At 64.3% G+C, this 19,318-nt stretch carries 15 protein-coding genes; 10 read left to right on the plus strand and 5 right to left on the minus strand.

What is annotated here, in order from left to right:
• Positions 1 to 128: 128 nt before the first annotated feature.
• On the plus strand, positions 129 to 2,615 hold the full coding sequence (locus tag G552_RS0104860) for a G8 domain-containing protein (RefSeq protein ID WP_245575115.1): 2,487 nt from the start codon (positions 129 to 131) through the stop codon (positions 2,613 to 2,615).
• Here the strand turns inward: G552_RS0104860 and G552_RS0104865 are convergent.
• Positions 2,612 to 4,501, minus strand: a complete 1,890-nt coding sequence (locus tag G552_RS0104865; RefSeq protein WP_027882010.1) for a S8 family serine peptidase — start codon at positions 4,499 to 4,501, stop codon at positions 2,612 to 2,614. The genes G552_RS0104860 and G552_RS0104865 overlap by 4 nt on opposite strands.
• A gap of 103 nt (positions 4,502 to 4,604) precedes the next feature.
• On the opposite strand from G552_RS0104865, the gene G552_RS0104870 reads away from it, so the two are divergent.
• From G552_RS0104870 to G552_RS0104880, 3 genes are read left to right on the plus strand one after another with little or no spacing between them, the layout of a single operon-like run.
• Entirely contained in the window at positions 4,605 to 6,866 is a 2,262-nt protein-coding gene (locus tag G552_RS0104870; RefSeq protein WP_027882011.1) for an FdhF/YdeP family oxidoreductase, read from the plus strand.
• Complete coding sequence (fdhD, locus tag G552_RS0104875; RefSeq protein WP_027882012.1) at positions 6,805 to 7,653, plus strand: formate dehydrogenase accessory sulfurtransferase FdhD; 849 nt, start codon at positions 6,805 to 6,807, stop codon at positions 7,651 to 7,653. Before G552_RS0104870 ends, fdhD begins: the two co-directional genes overlap by 62 nt.
• A 25-nt stretch (positions 7,654 to 7,678) precedes the next feature.
• Positions 7,679 to 8,005: a DUF503 domain-containing protein gene (locus G552_RS0104880; protein WP_027882013.1), complete on the plus strand. Its 327-nt coding sequence runs from the start codon at positions 7,679 to 7,681 to the stop codon at positions 8,003 to 8,005.
• On the opposite strand, the gene G552_RS0104885 is transcribed toward G552_RS0104880, so the two are convergent.
• Entirely contained in the window at positions 8,002 to 9,195 is a 1,194-nt protein-coding gene (locus tag G552_RS0104885; protein WP_027882014.1) for a thiolase family protein, read from the minus strand. The two genes, G552_RS0104880 and G552_RS0104885, sit on opposite strands and share 4 nt — an antisense overlap.
• Positions 9,196 to 9,219: 24 nt before the next feature.
• Positions 9,220 to 10,242, minus strand: a complete 1,023-nt coding sequence (locus G552_RS0104890) for a lipid II:glycine glycyltransferase FemX (protein WP_211224806.1) — start codon at positions 10,240 to 10,242, stop codon at positions 9,220 to 9,222.
• A 53-nt stretch (positions 10,243 to 10,295) separates the two neighbouring features.
• Here G552_RS0104890 and pheA point away from each other — a divergent pair, with 53 nt between their 5' ends.
• Positions 10,296 to 11,138, plus strand: coding sequence for a prephenate dehydratase (pheA, locus tag G552_RS0104895; protein ID WP_027882016.1), 843 nt, complete (start codon positions 10,296 to 10,298; stop codon positions 11,136 to 11,138).
• Here the strand turns inward: pheA and G552_RS0104900 are convergent.
• On the minus strand, positions 11,135 to 11,572 hold the full coding sequence (locus G552_RS0104900; RefSeq protein ID WP_027882017.1) for a hypothetical protein: 438 nt from the start codon (positions 11,570 to 11,572) through the stop codon (positions 11,135 to 11,137). The two genes, pheA and G552_RS0104900, sit on opposite strands and share 4 nt — an antisense overlap.
• Before the next feature lie 123 nt (positions 11,573 to 11,695).
• Here G552_RS0104900 and G552_RS0104905 point away from each other — a divergent pair, with 123 nt between their 5' ends.
• The 3 genes from G552_RS0104905 to G552_RS0104915 all read left to right on the plus strand — a co-directional run bounded on the left by G552_RS0104905 (position 11,696) and on the right by G552_RS0104915 (position 15,537).
• Positions 11,696 to 12,187 (plus strand): OmpH/Skp family outer membrane protein, encoded by a 492-nt coding sequence (locus tag G552_RS0104905; protein WP_027882018.1) that lies wholly within the window; start codon positions 11,696 to 11,698, stop codon positions 12,185 to 12,187.
• A 10-nt stretch (positions 12,188 to 12,197) separates the two neighbouring features.
• The gene (locus G552_RS0104910) at positions 12,198 to 12,689 is read left to right on the plus strand and encodes an OmpH/Skp family outer membrane protein (RefSeq protein WP_027882019.1); all 492 of its coding nucleotides are present in this window, start codon (positions 12,198 to 12,200) and stop codon (positions 12,687 to 12,689) included.
• A 103-nt stretch (positions 12,690 to 12,792) separates the two neighbouring features.
• On the plus strand, positions 12,793 to 15,537 hold the full coding sequence (locus G552_RS0104915; RefSeq protein WP_027882020.1) for a DNA translocase FtsK: 2,745 nt from the start codon (positions 12,793 to 12,795) through the stop codon (positions 15,535 to 15,537).
• Here G552_RS0104915 and ligA read toward each other — a convergent pair.
• Positions 15,503 to 17,533: an NAD-dependent DNA ligase LigA gene (gene ligA, locus G552_RS0104920; protein ID WP_027882021.1), complete on the minus strand. Its 2,031-nt coding sequence runs from the start codon at positions 17,531 to 17,533 to the stop codon at positions 15,503 to 15,505. The genes G552_RS0104915 and ligA overlap by 35 nt on opposite strands.
• A gap of 186 nt (positions 17,534 to 17,719) precedes the next feature.
• On the opposite strand from ligA, the gene G552_RS0104925 reads away from it, so the two are divergent.
• Positions 17,720 to 18,847: an RNA-guided endonuclease InsQ/TnpB family protein gene (locus tag G552_RS0104925; RefSeq protein ID WP_027882022.1), complete on the plus strand. Its 1,128-nt coding sequence runs from the start codon at positions 17,720 to 17,722 to the stop codon at positions 18,845 to 18,847.
• Between the two features lie 218 nt (positions 18,848 to 19,065).
• On the plus strand, positions 19,066 to 19,318 hold a 253-nt coding region (locus G552_RS14770; protein ID WP_156890674.1), incomplete at its 3' end, for a helix-turn-helix domain-containing protein.

The following is a 19,318-nucleotide window of genomic DNA, read 5'->3' on the forward strand; positions in this document are numbered from 1 at the left end:
TTCGTGAAGCCCGCCTTAATCCTGGACAAATGAGGCCCCGGAAGGTCTCTTTGGTATTCTAGAGATTAATGGGTTTGCCTGTAAAGGAAATTTGGCTACTGCTAGTCCTGTTAGTCAGCGCCTGTTCAATGCAGGATGCTCCTGGGCCCAGCCGCTGGGGGGTGTGGTCCGACCCCCGCATCTGGCCCAACCAACGGGTGCCCCGCGAGGGCGAGGTGGTCACCATTCCTGCCGACCTAGGGGTAATTTTGGACGTAAGCCCACCCCCACTCAAAGGCCTCACCATCAACGGCGCGCTGCGCTTTGGCGACAAAGACCTAGAACTAAAGGCCGACTGGGTCATGGTGCATGGAAGACTCGAGGTGGGTACGCCCAGCCGGCCCTTCCGCCACCGAGCCGTCATTACCCTCACCGGCAACAACCCTGGCGAAGACATCATGGGCATGGGCACCAAAGTCATCGGGGTAATGATGGGAGGGGTGCTGGAGCTGCACGGGGAGCCACGCCAAGGCTGGACCAAGCTGAGCCAGAGCGCAGCCGCAGGTTCCCGCCAGATCACCGTGCTCGAGGCCCGCGATTGGCGGGTAGGCGACCGCATCGTGCTGGCCTCCACCGACTTCAACCCCGGCCAGGCTGAGGTGCGCACCATCACTGCCGTCTCGGGCAATACCCTCACCCTCGACCAACCCCTCAAATACCCCCATTTCGGCGAAATTACCTTTGGGGTGGACCAGCGGGGTGAGGTAGGCCTTTTGAGCCGCAACGTGCTGGTCCAAGGGGACGAAAACTCGGAACAAGCCGGATTTGGGGGACACATCATGGCCATGGTGGGTAGCGCCATGCGCATCTCCGGGGTGGAGCTTTACCGCATGGGTCAGCGCAACACTCTGGCCCGCTACCCGGTGCACTGGCACCTGGTGGGCGATGCCTCTGGCCAGTTCATCCGGCAGTCCTCCATCCACCAAAGCTTCAACCGCTGTGTCACGGTGCACGGCACCAACCAGGTTGAGGTAGTGGGCAACGTAGCCTACAACGTCCTGGGCCATTGCTACTTCCTCGAGGATGGGGCTGAGCGCAAGAACCGCCTCGAGGGCAACCTGGGCATTCTGACCCGCCGCCCCAACCCCCAGCGGGGAGAGACCGGGGTCATTCCCACCGACAAAACCCCGGCCACCTTCTGGATCACTCATCCCGACAACATCGTGCGGGGCAATGTGGCGGCTGGCTCAGAGGCCATTGGCTTCTGGTATGCCTTGCCGGAAAACCCCACCGGCCCTTCCTACACCACCACCATCTGGCCTCGCCGCACCCCTCTGGGGGAGTTTTCTGGCAACGTAGCCCACTCCAACTGGGATGGGCTGATGGTAGACCGAGGCCCCAACCAGAACACCCTCGAGGCCGAGACCACCGTCTACAATCCCCGTACCTACCCTGCCGATAGGCAAAACCAGTACAACGACACAGCCAACCCACCGGTGGTAGCGGTGTTCAGAGACTTCACCGCCTACAAAAACCGGGGCAACGCCATCTGGCTACGGGGCCTCAACCATAAGGTGGTGGGGGCCAGGCTGGCCGACAACGCCATCGGGGTTACCTTTGCCTCGCGCGAAACCACCCTGGAAGACGCCTTAATCGTGGGTGATAGTGACAACAAAGGCTATCCGGAAAACTGGGAGTTTCGCGGAGCCGACGGGCGCAGCCTGCCTAGGCCCTGGGCCTCCAGCAGCGGCGCTATCCAGGACAACTTCCCCATCCGCGGCTTCGAGTTCTACGACGGCAAGATTGGCTTTCGCAATGTGGAGTTCGTGAACTTCCAGCCCTTGGACATACACAACGCTCAGGGTGGTCAGAACGCTACCCGCGAGGCCGGGGCTCTAAGCTACCTGCGCTTTACCTCCTTCAACATCGATAGCCGTAACTTTGCTCAGGGGGCCCGCTTCCGCAATGCCAAGGAGGTTTACCTTCCCCCCCGCGAAGAGCCCACTGCAGAAGAAATTGCCAACGACAAAACCGCTGACGGCTACCGGGGTGGGGTGTTTATCGACCTGGACGGCTCGGTGAGCGGCAGGGTAGGGCAAGCCGTGGTCTTCAACCACCCCTTCCTGCTCGACTCCGGCTGCATCCTGCGGGCCGAGTGGAACGCCGCAACCTGCCCCTACAGCTACGGGCGGCTACACCTCTACAACGAAAGTGGGGGCAACATCGCTCCGGTCTCCCTCACCCGCAACGACGGCAGCCACCCCATCTTCCGCATGTGGGGCACCCCTAAAAGCGGCGATAACACCCATTTTGGGGCCACTGTGCTCAAGGGTCGCCGCTACACCCTGGGCCTCTCGGGGGCCATGCCCACCAAACTCCGGCTGCGCTTCGACAACAGCAACCCCGGCGACTTCCTGGTGTTGGCCCTACCCTATTCGGGTGAGCCTTTTATCTACCGCGACTACTGGATCGACAACCGCAACCAGCTTCCTAAAGCCGCTTCCAGGGCCGAGTTCGACAGCAGCAGCGGGGAACGCTACTGGAGTGAGGGGGGCACCCTATGGTTGAAGCTAGTAGTACGCGAGGGGCGCGACTGGGCCGTGCTGGACCTCTGCCAAAACGACCTGTGCCGCTAAGGCTCCACAAACAGGGTGCCTAGGTCGAAGGTACCCTGGCCCCTTACCTGTATCTGGCGCTGTATACGGGGCTCCCCACTATCGCAAAGGCGGTTGCCCGAGTCGTCGCGGCAGACCACCAGGGTATAGGTGCCGGGAATCAGATAGGTTTCGAAGGAACCCTCACGCACGGGAAGCCACCTCGAGCTTGGCCCCTGGAAGCCGACCAGGAAATCGCCCAGGGGCAGGCTCCAGCCGAAAGCGCCCGGCAGGTTGAGTAACCCATGCCCGTAGGCGTCGTCGCGGCCCGGGGGGCCCAGATCGGTCACGCTGGAACGAATCAGGTTCCAGGCTTGCCCGGCATCGGAGGCGGCGCCTGCGGACAGCACCATGGCCAGCGCTGCTGCAACCTGCGGCGTGGCCTGGGAAGTGCCGGTATAAAAGGTGTAGTTGGGCTGGTTGGCGATATAGTTCCAAGTAGTTGAAAGAATGCCACCGCCCGGCTGGACATTGCTGCCCCCCGGAGCAGCAATGTCCACTTCGCTGTTTTGCTGGCTGTAGTAGGTGACCTGATTATTCCGGTCGGTGGCCGCGACCGAGATGGCCCCGGGGCATGAAGCTGGATAGAACATCGCACCGGGGTTGCGGTCTTGGTAATTGCCAGCAGCAGCCACCACCAGCACACCCTGGGCCACCGCGTCGGCCACCGCCTCGCACATCGCATGGGAAAACAGGGTTGAGCCCAGGGAAAGGTTGATAACTTGAGCTGGCTGGGGGTTTACCAGAAGCCGGCCCGCCTTTTCTACCGGCAGCCCCGCCGCATAGCGGATGGCTAGGGCCACATCCTCAAAGGTGCCGGCGCCCTGGGGGCCTAACACCCGCAAGGGCAGCACCTTGACGGGGGCGTTGTAGGCCATACCCACAATGCCCGAGTCGGTACAGGTGGGGCAGGGAGGAGCAAAAGTATCCGCATTGGCTACAATGATTCCAGTCACGTGGGTTCCGTGGCTGCCGCTCGTGGAGGTAAACGAATCACAGGGGTCGGTAGGGTCGGGATCGCCAGGGCTGCCCGGCAGGGGGTCGCCGCAAGGGTCGCTGGGGTGATCCCCCACAAAATCGTAGGCCCCCTCGCCGGGCCCCCACAGCCGGCCCGCCAGGTCGGGGTGGTCGTAGCGCACCCCAGTATCCACAACGGCCACGGTAATGGGGCGGCTATAGGTTTGCAGATAGGTGAAGCGGGCTCCGGTGGTTCGCAGATACCACTGCAGGGGGTAGTGCTGGTCGGTGGGTTCGCCCTGGGCCTGTACCCTCCCATTGAGTTCAGCCCACGCCACCGTGGGATCGAGGCGCAGCCGCTCCAAGAGCGCTTGGGGCCTCGAGGTGCGCAGTTTGGTGAGGCGGTTTACCCGGTCGTGCGAGACCACCTGGCTGCCCTGGGGCAGCACCACCGCCCGCAGGTCGGTGCGGTACTTGACCAGTACCTCGTCGGTGGGGGGGGGCGGCTCGGCTGGGCGCAACCCCGAGGGGGCCCCCACCCCGCTGGGCGCTGCTTCGGCTACCTGGCCCACCACCCGCACCAACGGCAGCACCACGGCAATCTCGGCCTGCACATCCCCCAACAGGCGCAGGTGGGCGGTATAGGCGGGCTGATCCCCCATCTCCTCGGTGAACGCTGCCCGCAAGCGCACCACCCCAGGGCCCACCCCCTGCGTGGGCGTGGCCGTAAGCCAGGCGCTGTAGACCTCGAGCCGCCAGGCCACTCGGGAGCCCACCCGTAGGGCCAGGCTGCCCTCGAGGCCCTCCATCACCACCTCTTGGGGGACAACGTGGGCCGGAGCGGGCAACCAGGCCTCCTGCGAGGCACACCCTGCCATAGCTAAAAGCAGCGCAATCCAAAAAAGCCGCATCATGCTCACACTAACCCACGGCAACGCAAAGTCAAGCCGATTTAGCCCTCCCATCTGCCCCTGGTTCGCCATGCAGTAAAATGCTTTGCACAGGAGGCATGCCGTGGGGCTCAAAGCGGTCAAAAAGGGGTGGAGCCCCCAGACCTGGGTAAGCCTACGACCTTTTGGTCTGGGTCTGCAAAAACCCAACAACTTCGCCGAGGTTTTCCGCGCCCTGTGGGAAAATGCCGATAACCTGGCGTATGCCTGGCGCATCCTGCGCGACGGGGTCTGCGACGGCTGCGCCTTGGGCACCTATGGGCTGCGGGACTGGACCATCCAGGGCCTGCACCTGTGCAACATCCGCCTGCGGCTGCTGCGGCTCAACACCATGGGCCCTTTAGACGTAGGGCTGCTGGCCGACGTGGCCCAACTCCAGGGCAAAAGCAGCGCCGAGTTGCGCGGGCTGGGCCGTCTGCCCTACCCCATGTACCGCCGCAAAGGAGAGGCTGGCTTTACCCGCATCAGCTGGGACGAGGCCCTCGACCGCATCGGCCTTAGGCTCTGCCAGACCCACCCCAAACGCATGGGCTTCTACCTGACCAGCCGGGGCCTGCCCAACGAAACCTACTACGTGGTGCAAAAAGCGGTGCGGGCTTTGGGCAGCAACAACATCGACAATGCCGCCCGCATCTGCCACAGCCCCAGCACCGTGGCCCTTAGGGATTCGCTGGGGGTAGCCGCCACCACCTGTAGCTACCGCGACCTCATCGGTACCGACCTGGTGGTCTTCCTTGGGGCCAACCCAGCGGTCAACCAGCCGGTATTGATGAAGTACCTCTACTACGCCAAAAAAGCCGGCACCCAGGTGGTCGTGGTCAACCCCTACCGAGAACCAGCTATGGCACACTACTGGGTGCCCTCCGACCCGGAAAGCGCCCTGTTTGGCACCCGCATCACCGATCGTTTCTTTTTGGTAGAGCCTGGGGGCGATGTAGCCTTCCTCAACGGCACCCTCAAGCACCTCATCGAGCAGGGGTGGCTCAACAGCGCCTTCATTGAGCAGCACACCCAGGGCTTCGATGCCCTGAAAGAAGCCCTAGAGGCCCAACCCTGGGAGGCCCTCGAGCAAGCCTCGGGGCTGAACCGCCGAGAAATGCTGGAGTTCGCCCTTCTGCTGGCCAAGGCCGAACGGGCCGTGCTGGTCTGGAGCATGGGCATCACCCAGCACACCTTCGGCGAGGATGCGGTGCAGAGCATCCTCAACCTGGGCCTGGCCCGGGGGTACCTGGGGCGGGAGGGCTGTGGCCTGATGCCCATCCGCGGCCACTCTGGCGTACAGGGCGGGGCAGAGATGGGGGCCTACGCTACCGCCTTTCCCGGGGGGCTGCCCATCACCCCAGAAAACGCCCAGCGGCTGGCCGAGGTGTGGGGGTTTACCGTGCCGGATTGGCCCGGCCTGAGTGCCCCGGAGATGCTCGAGGCTGACCTCGAGGTGTTGTGGAGCCTGGGGGGCAACTTCCTCGAAACCCTGCCCAGCCCGGCCCAGGCCAGAGCCCGGCTGGCCCAGGTGCCTATGCGGGTTCACCAAGACATCGTCCTGACCCCGCAGATGCTGGTAGAGCCCGGGGAGGAGGTCTTCTTACTCCCCGCCACCACCCGCTACGAGATTCCCGGCGGCTGCTGCGAGACCACCACCGAACGGCGGGTCATCTTCAGCCCCGAGATTCCCGGCCCCCGCATCGGTGAGGCCCGCTGGGAAGGAGAGGTCTTCCAGGAATTACTGGCCCGGGTCTGTAAGCCTGAGCTAGCCCAAAAGGTACGCTTTGCCGACACCGCCGCGGTGCGGGCCGAGATTGCCCGGGTGGTGCCCCTTTACCAGGGCATCCAGCACCTAAAAGCCAAAGGTGACGCCTTTCAGTACGGCGGGCCCCACCTGTGCGAGGGTGGGGTCTGCCCCACCCCCGACGGGCGGGCCCGCTTCCGCCCGGTCGCTTTGCCGCCGAACCCCGTACCGCCGGGGGCCTTCCGCCTGGTCACCCGGCGGGGCAAACAGTTCAACAGCATGGTGCACGAAGAGACCGACCCCATCAACGGCGCCCCGCGCGATGCGGTACTCATCCACCCCACCGACCTGAATAGGCTGGGTCTGGTTGCGGGCCAGGTGGTCTGGCTCTCCAATGCCTTTGGTACCCTGCGGGTGCGGGTCTTCCCCGCCGAGGTCAAGCCGGGTAGCCTGCAGGTACACTGGCCCGAGGGCAACGTGCTGCTCGACCCTAAGAAGCGCTCGAGCCGGGCGGGCATCCCCGCTTACAAAGAGGCTTATGTCTACCTCCACCTCCAAGCGCCCCAAGGCCAAGACCCAAACCACCCTGTGGCGGGTTGAAAAGGGGCGGGCCACCCCCCGCACCGACCTGCTGGCCACCGAGGAACCCCTGGAAATTCGCCTAGCGGCAGGGGGAGAACCCCGTCCTCTGGCGGTGGTGATGCGCACCCCCGGCCACGACTTCGAGCTAGCTGCAGGGTTTTTGTTCGCCGAGGGCCTAATCAAACGCCGCGAGGACATCCGGCAGATGCGCTACTGCCCCCCACCGGGCGAACCCCAGCAGTACAACAGCCTCGAGGTACGGCTAAACCTTCCTGCTCTACCCAGTCTAGCCCCTTTGGAACGCGCTTTCTACACCAGTGCAGCCTGTGGGGTGTGCGGCAAAGCTACCCTGGAAAACCTCGAGCGGCACTACCCCCGGCTCAAGGCCGGCTGGCAGGTTCCCGCCAGCACCATAGCCCAGCTCCCCCAAAAGCTATTGGCCCAGCAGGGGCTTTTTGCCCAGACTGGAGGGTTACACGCCGCAGCTTTGTTCGACCCCGAAGGCCGTCTGCTGGCCCTGCGGGAGGATGTGGGCCGGCACAACGCCCTGGACAAACTGATCGGCTGGGCCCTGTTGGAAGGCCGGCTACCCCTCTCCCAGGCTTTGGCCCTGGTAAGCGGGCGGGCCAGCTACGAGCTGGTGCAAAAGACCCTGGCTGCTGGCATTCCCCTCCTGGCGGCCATCTCTGCCCCCAGCAGCCTAGCGGTAGCCCTGGCCCAGCGCTTCGGCCTGACGCTGGTCGGTTTTCTGCGCGGCAGCTTCAACATCTATACCCACCCCGAGCGCATCCAGATCGACGCGTAGGCCCAGGCTGTGGCACAATCGGGACATGAAAGCCTATCTGGGCCTGTACACTGCGCGGCTGGAGATGCCCTGGGTACGCAGCCTCAAGGAGAAGCGGGCCCTGGTCAAGCCCACCCTCGAGCGCCTGCGGGCCCGCTTCCCGGTCTCGGCTGCTCGGCTGGCCGGCCAGGACGACCACGACTGGGAGGTGGTCGGGTTTAGCCTCCTCGGCCACGACGGGGTATGGGTCGAGACCGTATTGCGCGAGGCGGCTCTGTTCATCGCAGCCCAGGCCGAGTACCGGGTAGTGGACTCGAGCTGGAGCGTAGAGGAGGTCAGCCTGGAAGGCCTGGTGCCGCACTGGGCCCGCTAGCCTACCGCCTCCACCGCCAGGGCCAGCGAGCCCCCGGTGCCGTGGCAGATAGCCGCCAAGCCCCGCTCTTTTTGATGGGTGTGCAGGGCGTGGATTAGGGTCACCAGGATGCGGGCCCCCGAGGCCCCGATGGGGTGGCCCAGGGCCACCGCCCCTCCGTGCACATTGAGCTGCTCCATGGGTACCCCCAGCAGGCGGTGGAAGAGGATGTTGTTGAGGGCGAAAGCCTCGTTGTTCTCGAAGAGCTGGAAGTCGGAAATCCCCATCCTAAGCCGCTCTAAAAGCTTTTGCGCCGCGGGCACCGGAGCCTCGGGGAAGCGCCAAGGCTCACCAGCAGCCCAGCTATGGCCCAGAATCCGGGCCAAAGGCTTCAGGCCGTGCTTCGCCACCGCCTGGGGGCTGGCCAGCACCAGGGCCGCGGCCCCATCGGAAATCTGTGAGGCATTGCCCGCAGTCAGTACCCCGTCCTTACGGAAAGCCGGGCGTAGCGCAGCCAGCGACTCCAGGGTGGTCTCGGGACGTACCCCTTCATCCCGCTCAATTTTTTCCACCCCTTTGCGGGTCTGCACCTCGAGGGGCACCATCTCCCGGCTGAAGTGGCAGGCCTCCTGGGCCCGGGCCGCCCGCTGGTGGGATTCCAAAGCCACTTGGTCTAGCTCGGCCCGGCCCACACCGAACGCAGCAGCCAGCCGCTCCGCCTGCTCGCCCATGGCTTCGCCGGTAAAGGGGTCGGAAAGCCCATCCCGCTGCAGGATGTCCTGGAGCTGCTCCGGAGCCCCGGCCAGGTACTTGTAGCCCCAGCGGGCTCGGTGGGAAAGGTAGAACCCAGCCTGGGTCATGCTTTCCATGCCCCCCACCAGCACCACCTCGGCCTGCCCCCCCTGGATGGCCAAGGCCCCGTTAGCCACCGCCTGCATGCCTGAGGCGCAGACCATGTCCACCGCATAGCCGTCCACCGTGTGGGGAATCCCTGCTTTGAAGGCAGCCTGCCGGGGCGGAAGCTGCCCGTGGCCGGCCCGGAGCACCTGGCCAAAGATGAATAGGTCTAGCGCCGCCCCAGACAAACCCGCCCGCTCGAGGGCGGCCTTCATGGCCTGGGCCCCCAGATCGATGGGCGAAAAATCCTTCAGCGCACCGCCAAACCGACCAATAGGCGTGCGCACCGCTGAAACCACATACACCTCGCGCATACTGCCTCCTGGCGCCATGCTACCTCAAAGCACGTCCCGGGTGGTGCCCCGCATGCGGTAGTTAATCCAGCTCTTGCGCCAGCGCAAGGCCCGCTTGACCGCCCCGTACAGGGGGGAAAGGGGCTGATCGTAGGCAGGGAAGCGCACCCGTGTACCCCCAAAGCCCTCCTTAAATGCATCGATCCCCGCTGCATGGCTGCCTTCGGCCTGGCGGGGTACCCCCCACAGGTCGTAGATGCGGTAGCCGTGGGCTATTCCCCAGGTGATGGCCCCCCAGTGCATGCCGTTGGGGGCCTTGGCATGGCTGTTTTCTCGGCTGCTACCGCCGTAGAGATAGGCCACCTTACCGGCAAAGGCCACGAACATTCCTGCCGCCAGGGCTTTACCCTCCTGGCGGGCAATAGCGATAAACGCCTGCCCCAAAGGCTGGTTCATCTCCCGCAGCACAGCCTGGTAGTAGGCCTTGGCATGCTGTAACAGCCGTGCCCGGCGGTTGGTCTCCTCAAAAAGCGGCCAGAACTCCTCGAAAGCTTCCTCTTTCTCAATGGTGGTCACCACCCGCTTGAGGGCCAGCCGGGTGTTCCGCCGGTGCATGTTGTCCATCCGGGCCAACACACCTTCGGCCCCCAGGCTGAGGTCGAGCCAGATGGAGTACTCTGGCTGAATGGTTTCTGCCTGGCAAAGCGAGGAGAAAAGTGGGGTGGCCGCCTCTGCGGGCTGGCCGGTCTCGGGCTCGAGCTTGAGGTAGACTGCCCCCCCCGCCCGTGTGCGCAGGAGTTCAGCGACCTTAGGCAGATCCTCCAAGCGGCGCAAGGCCGGACCCCGGGGCGCGTACAACATAGCCAGGGGGCCGGCTAGCCTGCGGCGGAATAGCTGCACCGCGGCGACCAGTTCCGAACCCTGGTAGACCGCTACACGCTCGGGCTGCCAGCCCGACAGCCTCTTGACCTCTCCCCAGCCCCAGGACTGCAAGGCGCTGCTAATGGGTAGTGAGGCCACCATCTGGTTCCAGCGCGCCCCTTCGCGTACCTCCTCCAGTCTCCACACGGCTTTCCATTATGCCTCATGGGTCGGGCCACATGCTCTATACTGGCCCCGTGATGCGGGTTGCTTTCCAAGGAACCGAAGGCGCCTACAGCGAAGAGGTAGCCCTACGGGCCTTCCCTGAGGCTCAGACCATCGGCCTGCCCACCTTCCACCAGGTGTTCGCCGCCGTGGCCAACGGCGAGGTGGATCGAGGGGTGGTGCCGGTGGAAAACACCACTGCCGGAATTATCAACCAGACCTACGACCTGCTACTCGAGACCGACCTACACGTGGTAGGCGAGCTGGTGCTAAAGATAGACCACTGCTTGCTAGCCCCACCAGGCACCCGCCTGGAGGACATCCGCAAGGTTCGGAGCCACCCCCAGGGCCTGATTCAGTGCGACGGCTTTATCGCCCGCTACAAGCTCGAGGCCGAGCCGGTCTACGACACTGCCGGAGCCGCGCGCGAGCTGGCCGAACACCCTCAGCCAGGGCTGGCCGCCATTGCCAGCCGCCGGGCCGCCGAACGCTATGGCCTAGCCATCCTAGCCGAGGGCATCCAAGACTTTATAGGCAACTACACCCGCTTCTTCGTGCTGGCGCGGGAAGACCTTCCCCGCCAGGCAGGCCCTTACAAGACCTCGGTGGTCTTCACTACCCGCCACCGCCCCGGCGAACTTTTGGCCGCGCTGAAGGCTTTTGCCGACCAGGGCATCAACCTCACCAAGCTCGAGTCACGCCCCCGGCGCGACCCCGAACGGCCCTTCTCGCCCATCTTCTATGCCGATTTCGAAGGCCACGCCGAGGACCCCGGCCCCTCCCAGGCCCTCCTGACCCTGCTGCGCCGGGCTTCGTTTGTTAAGGTGCTGGGCTCCTACCCTGCCGTAACCAGCTGGGGTTTTATCAAGGAGCCCTAGCGGAAACTCGCTCCGAAAATCACCCGCCCATAGGAGCCCCCGTTGAAAGGGAAGACGCTCTGTCCGCCTAAAAACAGGCCGGTGCTGGGGTCGAGACTAAACTCCAGGCCAGCGCCCAGGGTTAGGGCGAAGTTGGCGCTGGGCAGGCCCACCGCCAGCCCCCCGCCGAAATAGGGCTTGATGCCGCGCAGGTCGCGGTCGAACTGGCCCAGATCGGGTTTGAACTGCACCTCGCCTCCTAGGAGGAAGGCCGGCCCCCTGAAGATCACATCCCCGTAAATCAGGGCTACCAGGTTGCGCTGAAGGGTGGCCTCGAGGCCAAAGCCCAGGCTGGGCTCGGGTACGGCAATGCGCAGTTGAAAGGCCCGCTGGGCCAGGCCGGTCGAAGCGAAGGCTAGCAAAAGTAGGAAAAGAACCACAGGTAGACGTTTCATGGCTTGCACCTCTTCCTGGGGGGCACAACCCCCGCAGGCGATACCATAGCCTAGATGGCCCTAAACCACCAGTGGCCTTGCTCTCACCCTATGCTAAGGGCTGGCCCTTACAGTGCGGGGCGTATGAAGCCTTTTGCCCTATTCGGGCCTGCCCTGGCGCTCTTGCTGCTCAGCGGGCTGTTGGTGGCACAAAACCAGCCTACCCCGAGCAAGATCGGCTATCTGAACGCGCGTGCGTTGGTAGAAGCCCATCCCCAGTTCGCCCAGGTGAAGGCGGTACAAGCCCAGGCCGAGGCCGAACTCAAGCCCCTGCGCGACCAGCTTCAGGCCCTCGAGGCCAAAATCCGCGCCGGCAACGCCAGCGCCAAAGAGCAGCAGGACTACCGCGTGCTGGCCCAGAGCCTGCAGGAGGCCGGGCGCAAGTGGACCGAGCGCAGCAATGCGGTCCTCAAACCCATCACCGAGGAGATCGACCAGGTGATCGCCCGGGTGGCCAAAGCGCAAGGCTTTGCCATGGTGCTCGACCAAGAAGTAGCCGCCAGTAGCGGCCTAGTAGTCTACGCCGCCGAGGAGCTAAACCTGACCCAGGCCGTTTTGCAGGCCTTACCTAAGTAGGAGCAAGGAAATGAACAAGAACAGCCTGTTTATCGCCCTAATCGCCGTCTTGCTGCTGGGGGGCTCGCTGGTCGCCCAGAACCGCCCCACCCCTACCCGCATCGGCTACATCGATGCGGAAAAGGTGGTGCAAGCCCACAAGGATTTCAAAAAGGTACAGGATGTGCGCAATCAGGCCGAGCGTGAGCTCAAGCCCCTGCGCGACCAGCTTCAGGCCCTCGAGGCCAAAATACGCGCCGGCAACGCCAGCGCCAAAGAGCAGCAGGACTACCGCGTGCTGGCCCAGAGCCTGCAGGAGGCCGGGCGCAAGTGGACCGAGCGCAGCAATGCGGTTCTCAAACCCATCACCGAGGAGATCGACCAGGTGATCGCCCGGGTGGCCCAGCAGCAGGGCTTCGCCATGATTTTGGATAAGAAAATCGCCGCCAGCAGCGGCCTGGTAGTCTACGCCGCCGAGGAGCTCGAGGTCACCGAGGCGGTCATCCGGGCTCTGCCCAAATAGCCGAGCCCATATGCGCAGGGCTTCGACCATCTCGGGCGGGCCCTGCGCTTTTGCTTTGCTGTTTAGAACGGTCGAATTGCCATCTATGTTAGAATCGTAAGCGATGGCTAAGGGCAAAGCCAAAGGAGACAAAAGCAGTAAGCCCTCCTCAACGGAGCGAAAGCGCGACCTCGAGGCCCTCGCATTGCTGGTACTAGGCCTGTCGGTGCTCCTGGCCGCCGCCATCTATTTTGGGGCCAACCTGGCTGGCCAGTTGGGCCGTGCGGTACAGGGCTTTTTCTGGGGCAACCTGGGCTATTTGGCCTGGCTCATCCCCCCCACCCTGGCCCTGGCCGGTGTGCGGCTGTTTCTGGATCGCCCCTTAGGGGGGTATGGGCGAATGGTGGGCCTGGGCAGCCTGGGGGGGCTTCTCACCCTACCCCTGGTGGCCCACTTCTCCCCTCCCCACGGGGGCCTCCTGGGCACCTATCTGCATGGCCTACTGCAAGGTAGCCTAGGCAATCTGGGCCTTCTGCTGCCCTTGCTGGCCCTGAGCGGGGTGGGCGATTTGGCCCTGCGCCAGCCGCCGGGATTTTTGCTGCGCCAGGGCCTGCGACGGGTGGCGCTGGCCGGGTATAGGCTCTACCAGGCTTACACCCTCTCTCGCACCGCCGCGAGGCTGTGGCAAGAGGCCCGGGCCCTGGCCCAGCGTTACCCTGAGCACAAGGCCCTCGAGGTACTGCAAACCGACCTGGCCGCCTTCCAGCGGGCCCCCAAGGAGGCCGAGGCTCTGCTGAGGCTGGAGCAGCTGCTGCGGGACTTCCGCCAGGAGCGGGCCAAGGAGCTATCGGCCAGGCTGGCCGCCGAAGCCCGCCCCCTGACAGCTCGCCTCGAGCGTCTCGCGGCTGCCCTGGCCGCCCCCCTCTCTGGCGAGGGATTGGCCCAGGCCCTGGAGGAGCGCCGGGCCGCGTTGGTGCTGGAAATCAATACCCTGCTGAGCAAAACCCAGCACCTTACCCACCAGGCCCAGGCTGCCGCCCAGCGGCTGGCCCCGTCCACCCCAGCCCAAGCGCTGCTGGCCGCTTTGGAGGCCCACCAGCAACGCCTGGCCGCCTGGCAGCAGGCCGAGGCCCTGACCCAAGACCTCGAGGCCCGGGTGGATGGCTGGCTGCGCTGGGCCGAGTGGGTGGAGGCCGCCCCCCTCGAGGCCCACCCTGCCGGGCTGCGAACCCTTCTGGAAAAAGGCCTGAGGAGCGAGCCCCCCGCTTTTGCCGTGGCCACTGCCAAACCCCCCGCCGAACCGCTCTTCGACTTCGAGCTGGTCTTCCCCGAACCCGAGCGGGTGGGAAAAAGCCCGACCGAACAAGAGAAGGTCAAAAGCCCTCCCCCACTAAGCCCCCAGACCCCCTCCTCCACCGCCTTGCAACGGCCCGGCTTCGACCTGCTGGATCCACCCGACCCTCCCCACCTCGACCCCAAAGCCCTCGAGCGCATCACCCAGCGCCAGGTGGAGGTCATCAACAACACCCTAGCGCACCACGGGGTGGAGGCCCGGGTGGTGGGCTGGTCGCGCGGGCCCACCGTGACCCGCTTCGAACTCGAGCCCGCTCCTGGCGAAAAAATCAGCCGGGTGCAAAACCTCCACAACGACCTGGCCCTGGCCCTGGCGGCAGGCTCGGTGCGCATCGAGGCCCCCATCCCCGGCAAGAGCGTGATTGGCCTCGAGGTGCCCAACCCCGAGCGCGAGATGGTGCGCTTCAGCGAGGCCATCCAAAGCCCCGCTTTCGTTCGTAGCAAAGAGCTTCTGCCTTTGGTGCTGGGCAAGAGCATCGAGGGAGAGGTCTGGGTGCGCGACCTGGCCCGTATGCCCCACCTCCTGATTGCCGGCTCGACAGGTTCGGGCAAGTCGGTGGCGGTGAATACCCTTATCACCAGCCTGCTTTTCAAATACCTGCCCACCGAGCTGCGCTTTTTGCTGATCGACCCCAAGATGGTCGAGCTTACGCCCTACGAAGGCATCCCCCATCTGGTGCGGCCCGTGGTCACCAACCCCGCCGACGCGGCAGGCGTGCTCCTGGGCGCGGTAGCCCACATGGAGCGACGCTACAAGATGATGAGCCAGGTGGGTGCGCGCAACCTCGAGCAGTTCAATCAGAAGATGCGCGCCGCAAAAGAGCCCACCTTGCCTTACCTGGTCATCGTGATCGACGAGCTGGCCGACCTCATGATTACCGCTCCCAAAGAGGTGGAGCAGGCCATTCTGCGCCTGGCCCAGATGGCCCGGGCCACCGGAATGCACCTGATCCTGGCCACCCAGCGCCCCTCGGTGGACATTCTGACCAGCTTAATCAAGGTCAACATCCCGGCCCGCATGGCCTTTGCGGTCTCTTCGGGCTTCGACTCCCGCACCATTCTAGATACCTACGGGGCCGAGCGCTTAGTCGGTCAGGGGGATATGCTCTTCCACCAACCTGGCCTGCCCAAGCCGGTGCGGCTGCAGGGCCCCTTCCTCTCCGAGGCCGAGGTCCACCGCATCGCCGCCTTCCTGCGCGAACAGAGCTTCGAGGACGCCTTCGTTCAGCAGTACGGCTCCGATTTTGAAGGCCCCCTGAACCTAGGCGGCAGCGGGCCCGGAGACAGCAGCGAGATAGACTTTGGCGACCCTCTGCTCAAAAAAGCCGCTGAGATTGTGATTGAAGAGGGCTACGCCTCGGTCTCGAGGCTCCAGCGCCGGCTCTCGGTGGGCCACGCCCGGGCGGGCAAGCTGGTCGATGCTCTCGAGGCCATGGGCATCGTGGGCCCCCACCAGGGCAGCAAACCCAGGGAGGTGCTCATCACCCGCGACCAGCTACCGGAGTACTTTGGCTAAGCGAAGCGCCCCTCTGCTCTACCAGCGCCAGCAGGCCGGCCTCGTCCAGGATAGGCACCCCAAGCTGCTGCGCCTTCTCCCGCTTGGACCCTGCCCCTGGCCCGGCCACCACATAGCTGGTCTTTTTGCTGACCGAGCCAGCCACCTTGGCCCCCAGGGCCTCCAGCGCCCGGGCCACCTCGTCCCGCGGGCGGGATAGCTCTCCGGTCAGGACAAAGGTTAGGCCCGCCAGGGCATCGCCCTGGGGTTTCTCCTGGGCCTCAAAGCTCACCCCGGCAGCCCGCAGCCGCTCGATAAAAGCGCGCATCGCCAGCCGGGCCAGGGCCTGGTGGATGGCCTGGGCAGTGGTCTCGGCGATATCCTCGACCGCATCGAGTTCCTCCACGCTGGCCGAGAGAATCCTGTCCAGATGGCCAAAGCGGCGGGCCAGGTTGCGGGCCGTGCTTTCTCCTACCTGGGGAATGCCCAACGCAAACAGCAGCCGCTCCAGGCCCTGGGTTTTGCTCTTCTCAATCTGTTGCAATAGCTTCTGCGCGCTTTTGCGGCCCATGCGCTCCAGATTCTCCAGGTCTTCCAGCTTGAGCTGGTATAGATCGGCTGCATCGCGCACCAATCCTTTTTGCAAGAGCTGTTCGATGAGCTTCTCTCCCAAGCCCTGGATGTCCATGGCCCGCCGGCTGGCATAGTGGCGGATGGATTCGAAGGCCTTGGCTGGGCACAGCGGGTTGGGGCAGAGGTGAATCTTGCCCGACAAGACTAGCTCGATCTGGCACTCTGGGCAGGCATGGGGCCATTCCACCGGCTGGCTTCCCCGGGGCCGGTCGGTGAGCACCCGCAGCACCTCGGGGATGACCCCCCCGGACTTGTGTACCAGCACGGTATCGCCAATGCGCAGGCCCAACTCCTGCACGTAGCTTTCGTTGTGCAGAGTAACCCGGCTGACAGTAGAGCCATCCAGCAGGATGGGCTCGAGCTCGGCCACCGGCGTAACCCGCCCGGTGCGGCCCACCTGGAAAACCACCCGCAGAACCCGGGTGGGCTTCTCCTCAGCAGGGAACTTGTAGGCAATGGCAAAGCGGGGGGTCTTGGCGGTGTAGCCTAGCTCCGCCCACAGCGCGAGGTCGTTGAGTTTGACCGTAATGCCATCAGCCTCAAAGGGAAGCTGCCGGCGCTGGGCCAGCATGGCCTGGTAGCCTGCTTCCACACCCTCCACCCCCTCTGCCCGCCGGTAGTGCGGCTCCACCGAGAAGCCCAACCCGGCCAGCCGCTCCAGCAGGGCTTCCTGGGTCCTTACCCCCAACGCCTCGGGCCGCCCCACCCCATAGAACAACCCCCGCAGCCCCCGGCGGGCACTGATGCGGGGGTCTTTTTGCCGCAGGCTGCCGGCCGCGGCGTTGCGGGGGTTTTTGAAGGGGGCAAGCCCCTCCTCCTCCAGATGGGCGTTGAGCTCTAAAAAGGTCTCTATGGGCAAATACACCTCACCCCGTACCTCCAGGCTCAAAGGCTCGCGCAGGCGGCGGGGAATATCGGGGATGGACAGCAGGTTGGGGGTGACGTCCTCCCCTACCACCCCGTCGCCCCGGGTCAGGCCCCGCTGCAACAGGCCGTCCTGGTAGATCAGGTTGACCGAGAGGCCGTCGATCTTGTACTCCAGCAGGTAGACCTGGGGGTGGTTCTCCAGCAGGCCTAAAGCCCGGTTTAGGCTGGCCTCAAACTCGGCGATCTCCTGCCGGTTGAAGGCGTTGGCCAGAGAATACATCCGGGTAGGGTGCGGCACGGCGGCGAAGGTAGTCTCCAGCACCCCGCCCCCCACCACCTGGGTGGGCGAGTCGGGGGTAAGGTACTCCGGATGGGCGGCCTCGAGGTCTTTTAGCTCCTTTAGCAGCCGGTCGTACTCGGCATCGGAGATTTCCGGGTCATCCAGGATGTAGTAGCGGTAGTTGTGGTAGCGAATCTGCTCGCGCAATTCCTGAATCCGCTCTTTTGGCGTAGACATAACGTGATTTTAGCCATGAACCAGGCCGAATGCACAACGGCTCTGGACTAGGCTTCCCCTGGGTCTTCAGAACAACCCACCTCACCACAACCACCCCCGGAAGCCCCTGCCTTTAGACATGGGGAGGAAGGGGGTGGCGAGCGAAGCTCGCTGAATGGTCGAAAGCGTGATAAACTGAGTCAAGGTATGTCCCTCCTGTCCGTGCGTTGCAAACTGATACCCGATGCGAGTACAGCCGATAAGCTTTCCCGCACGGTAGACCAGTTTGCCAACGCTTGTAACTATGCCTTGGCGGTGGCGCGGCGGGAGAATGCCTGGAACAAGTTCGCCCTGCAAAGACTGGTCTATCGGGAGATTCGGGAGCGCTTCGGCCTCAGCGCCAACCTCGCCGTTCGCGCCATCGCCCGCGTGGGCAAGCGCAAGGGGCACAAGGTGGGCGGGTTCAAGGCCACCTCGGTGGACTACGACCAGCGTATCCTCTCGCTGAACATTGCGGACGAGGTGGTCAGCCTCTCCACGGTGGAGGGGCGGGTGAAGGTGCCCATGCGCATCGCCGGGTATCAGCGCCACCTTTTGCGAACCGCCAAGAGCATCCAGGGCGGGCAGTTGGTCAGAGGGCGGGACTCCTCCTGGTACATCCACCTGTGGTGCGAGTACGATGACCCGCCTGTCCTTGACCCCCAAGGGATATTGGGGGTTGACCTGGGCATCGTGAACATCGCCACCGATTCGGACGGGGAGACCTACTCCGGCTCCCACCTCAACTCGGTTCGCCACCGCCACCGCCGTCTTCGTAAGAAGTTGCAGAAGAAAGGCACCAAGGGGGCCAAGCGTCGCCTGAAGAAGCTTTCGGGGAAAGAACGGAGGTTTGCCAACCATACCAACCACGCGCTCAGCAAGCGCATTGTCGCCAAGGCCCAACGCACCGGACGCGGCATCGCCATCGAGGCCTTGGGTGGCATCCGCGACCGGGTACGGCTCAGACGGCCTCAACGGGCGGCCTTGCATAGCTGGGCGTTCTTCGACCTGGGCCAGAAGCTTCGGTACAAGGCTGAACGGGCGGGAGTCGTTCTGGTCCAGGTTGACCCCCGCAACACTTCCCGCACCTGCCCGGCCTGCGGGCACTGCGAGAAGCTCAACCGCGTTTCGCAGGCACAGTTCGTCTGTCGGTCGTGCGGCCTCGTTGGGCACGCAGACCACTTCGCGGCCGTGAACATTGCCGTTCGCGGCTGGGCTGCCGTAAACCAGCCGTACCTGGGGGAAGCGGAGAGTGCTATCCGGCATAATCCTGTCCCTGGAAGCCCCCGGCTTTAGCCGTGGGGTGGTTTACCCAAAGCAACCAAAGTAGAACACCCAAGGGTCTGCCGCAAAGTCCAGTCAATCTCCCTCGAAACGCAGGGGGTGCCCAGCGCTACAGACCCGGATATCTTTGTACCTTTGGATACACCACCCTTCTGAACCTGGACGGACACATGTGAGACTCTAAGCTGGGATAAAAAGAGGGGAACCAACCAAGAAAGGAGGTTCCCCAGGTGCAGTTTACCACCGTTGGCCGAGAGATATGGCAAGGCGCTAGACAAGCACAGAGGCTGGCCGAGGCCAAAGCAGGCGACCCAGAGGTCAAGGAACGTCTGCGCAAGCTCCGACTGGTCAAAGCCCTGCGTGAAAGTAAAAAGAGCTGGAAGGAGATCCAGGACCTGGTCGGGATCAGCCGGGCCACCTACCACCGCTGGAAAAAAGCCCTAAAAGAAAAGGGCCTGGCCGGTCTCAAACCCCGCTCCCGCC

It is taken from the genome of Meiothermus rufus DSM 22234 (assembly GCF_000423425.1).
Classification (GTDB): domain Bacteria; phylum Deinococcota; class Deinococci; order Deinococcales; family Thermaceae; genus Meiothermus; species Meiothermus rufus.

What these genes read in the sequence shown, in the direction of transcription:
- G552_RS0104910 (WP_027882019.1), top strand. Translation starts at nt 12,198, where the DNA reads ATGAACAAGAACAGCCTGTTTATCGCCCTAATCGCCGTCTTGCTGCTG.
- G552_RS0104865 (WP_027882010.1), bottom strand. Translation starts at nt 4,501, where the DNA reads ATGCGGCTTTTTTGGATTGCGCTGCTTTTAGCTATGGCAGGGTGTGCC.
- fdhD (WP_027882012.1), top strand. Translation starts at nt 6,805, where the DNA reads ATGTCTACCTCCACCTCCAAGCGCCCCAAGGCCAAGACCCAAACCACC.
- G552_RS0104885 (WP_027882014.1), bottom strand. Translation starts at nt 9,195, where the DNA reads ATGCGCGAGGTGTATGTGGTTTCAGCGGTGCGCACGCCTATTGGTCGG.
- G552_RS0104860 (WP_245575115.1), top strand. Translation starts at nt 129, where the DNA reads ATGCAGGATGCTCCTGGGCCCAGCCGCTGGGGGGTGTGGTCCGACCCC.
- ligA (WP_027882021.1), bottom strand. Translation starts at nt 17,533, where the DNA reads ATGTCTACGCCAAAAGAGCGGATTCAGGAATTGCGCGAGCAGATTCGC.
- G552_RS0104880 (WP_027882013.1), top strand. Translation starts at nt 7,679, where the DNA reads ATGAAAGCCTATCTGGGCCTGTACACTGCGCGGCTGGAGATGCCCTGG.
- G552_RS0104915 (WP_027882020.1), top strand. Translation starts at nt 12,793, where the DNA reads ATGGCTAAGGGCAAAGCCAAAGGAGACAAAAGCAGTAAGCCCTCCTCA.
- G552_RS0104905 (WP_027882018.1), top strand. Translation starts at nt 11,696, where the DNA reads ATGAAGCCTTTTGCCCTATTCGGGCCTGCCCTGGCGCTCTTGCTGCTC.
- G552_RS0104900 (WP_027882017.1), bottom strand. Translation starts at nt 11,572, where the DNA reads ATGAAACGTCTACCTGTGGTTCTTTTCCTACTTTTGCTAGCCTTCGCT.
- pheA (WP_027882016.1), top strand. Translation starts at nt 10,296, where the DNA reads ATGCGGGTTGCTTTCCAAGGAACCGAAGGCGCCTACAGCGAAGAGGTA.
- G552_RS0104925 (WP_027882022.1), top strand. Translation starts at nt 17,720, where the DNA reads ATGTCCCTCCTGTCCGTGCGTTGCAAACTGATACCCGATGCGAGTACA.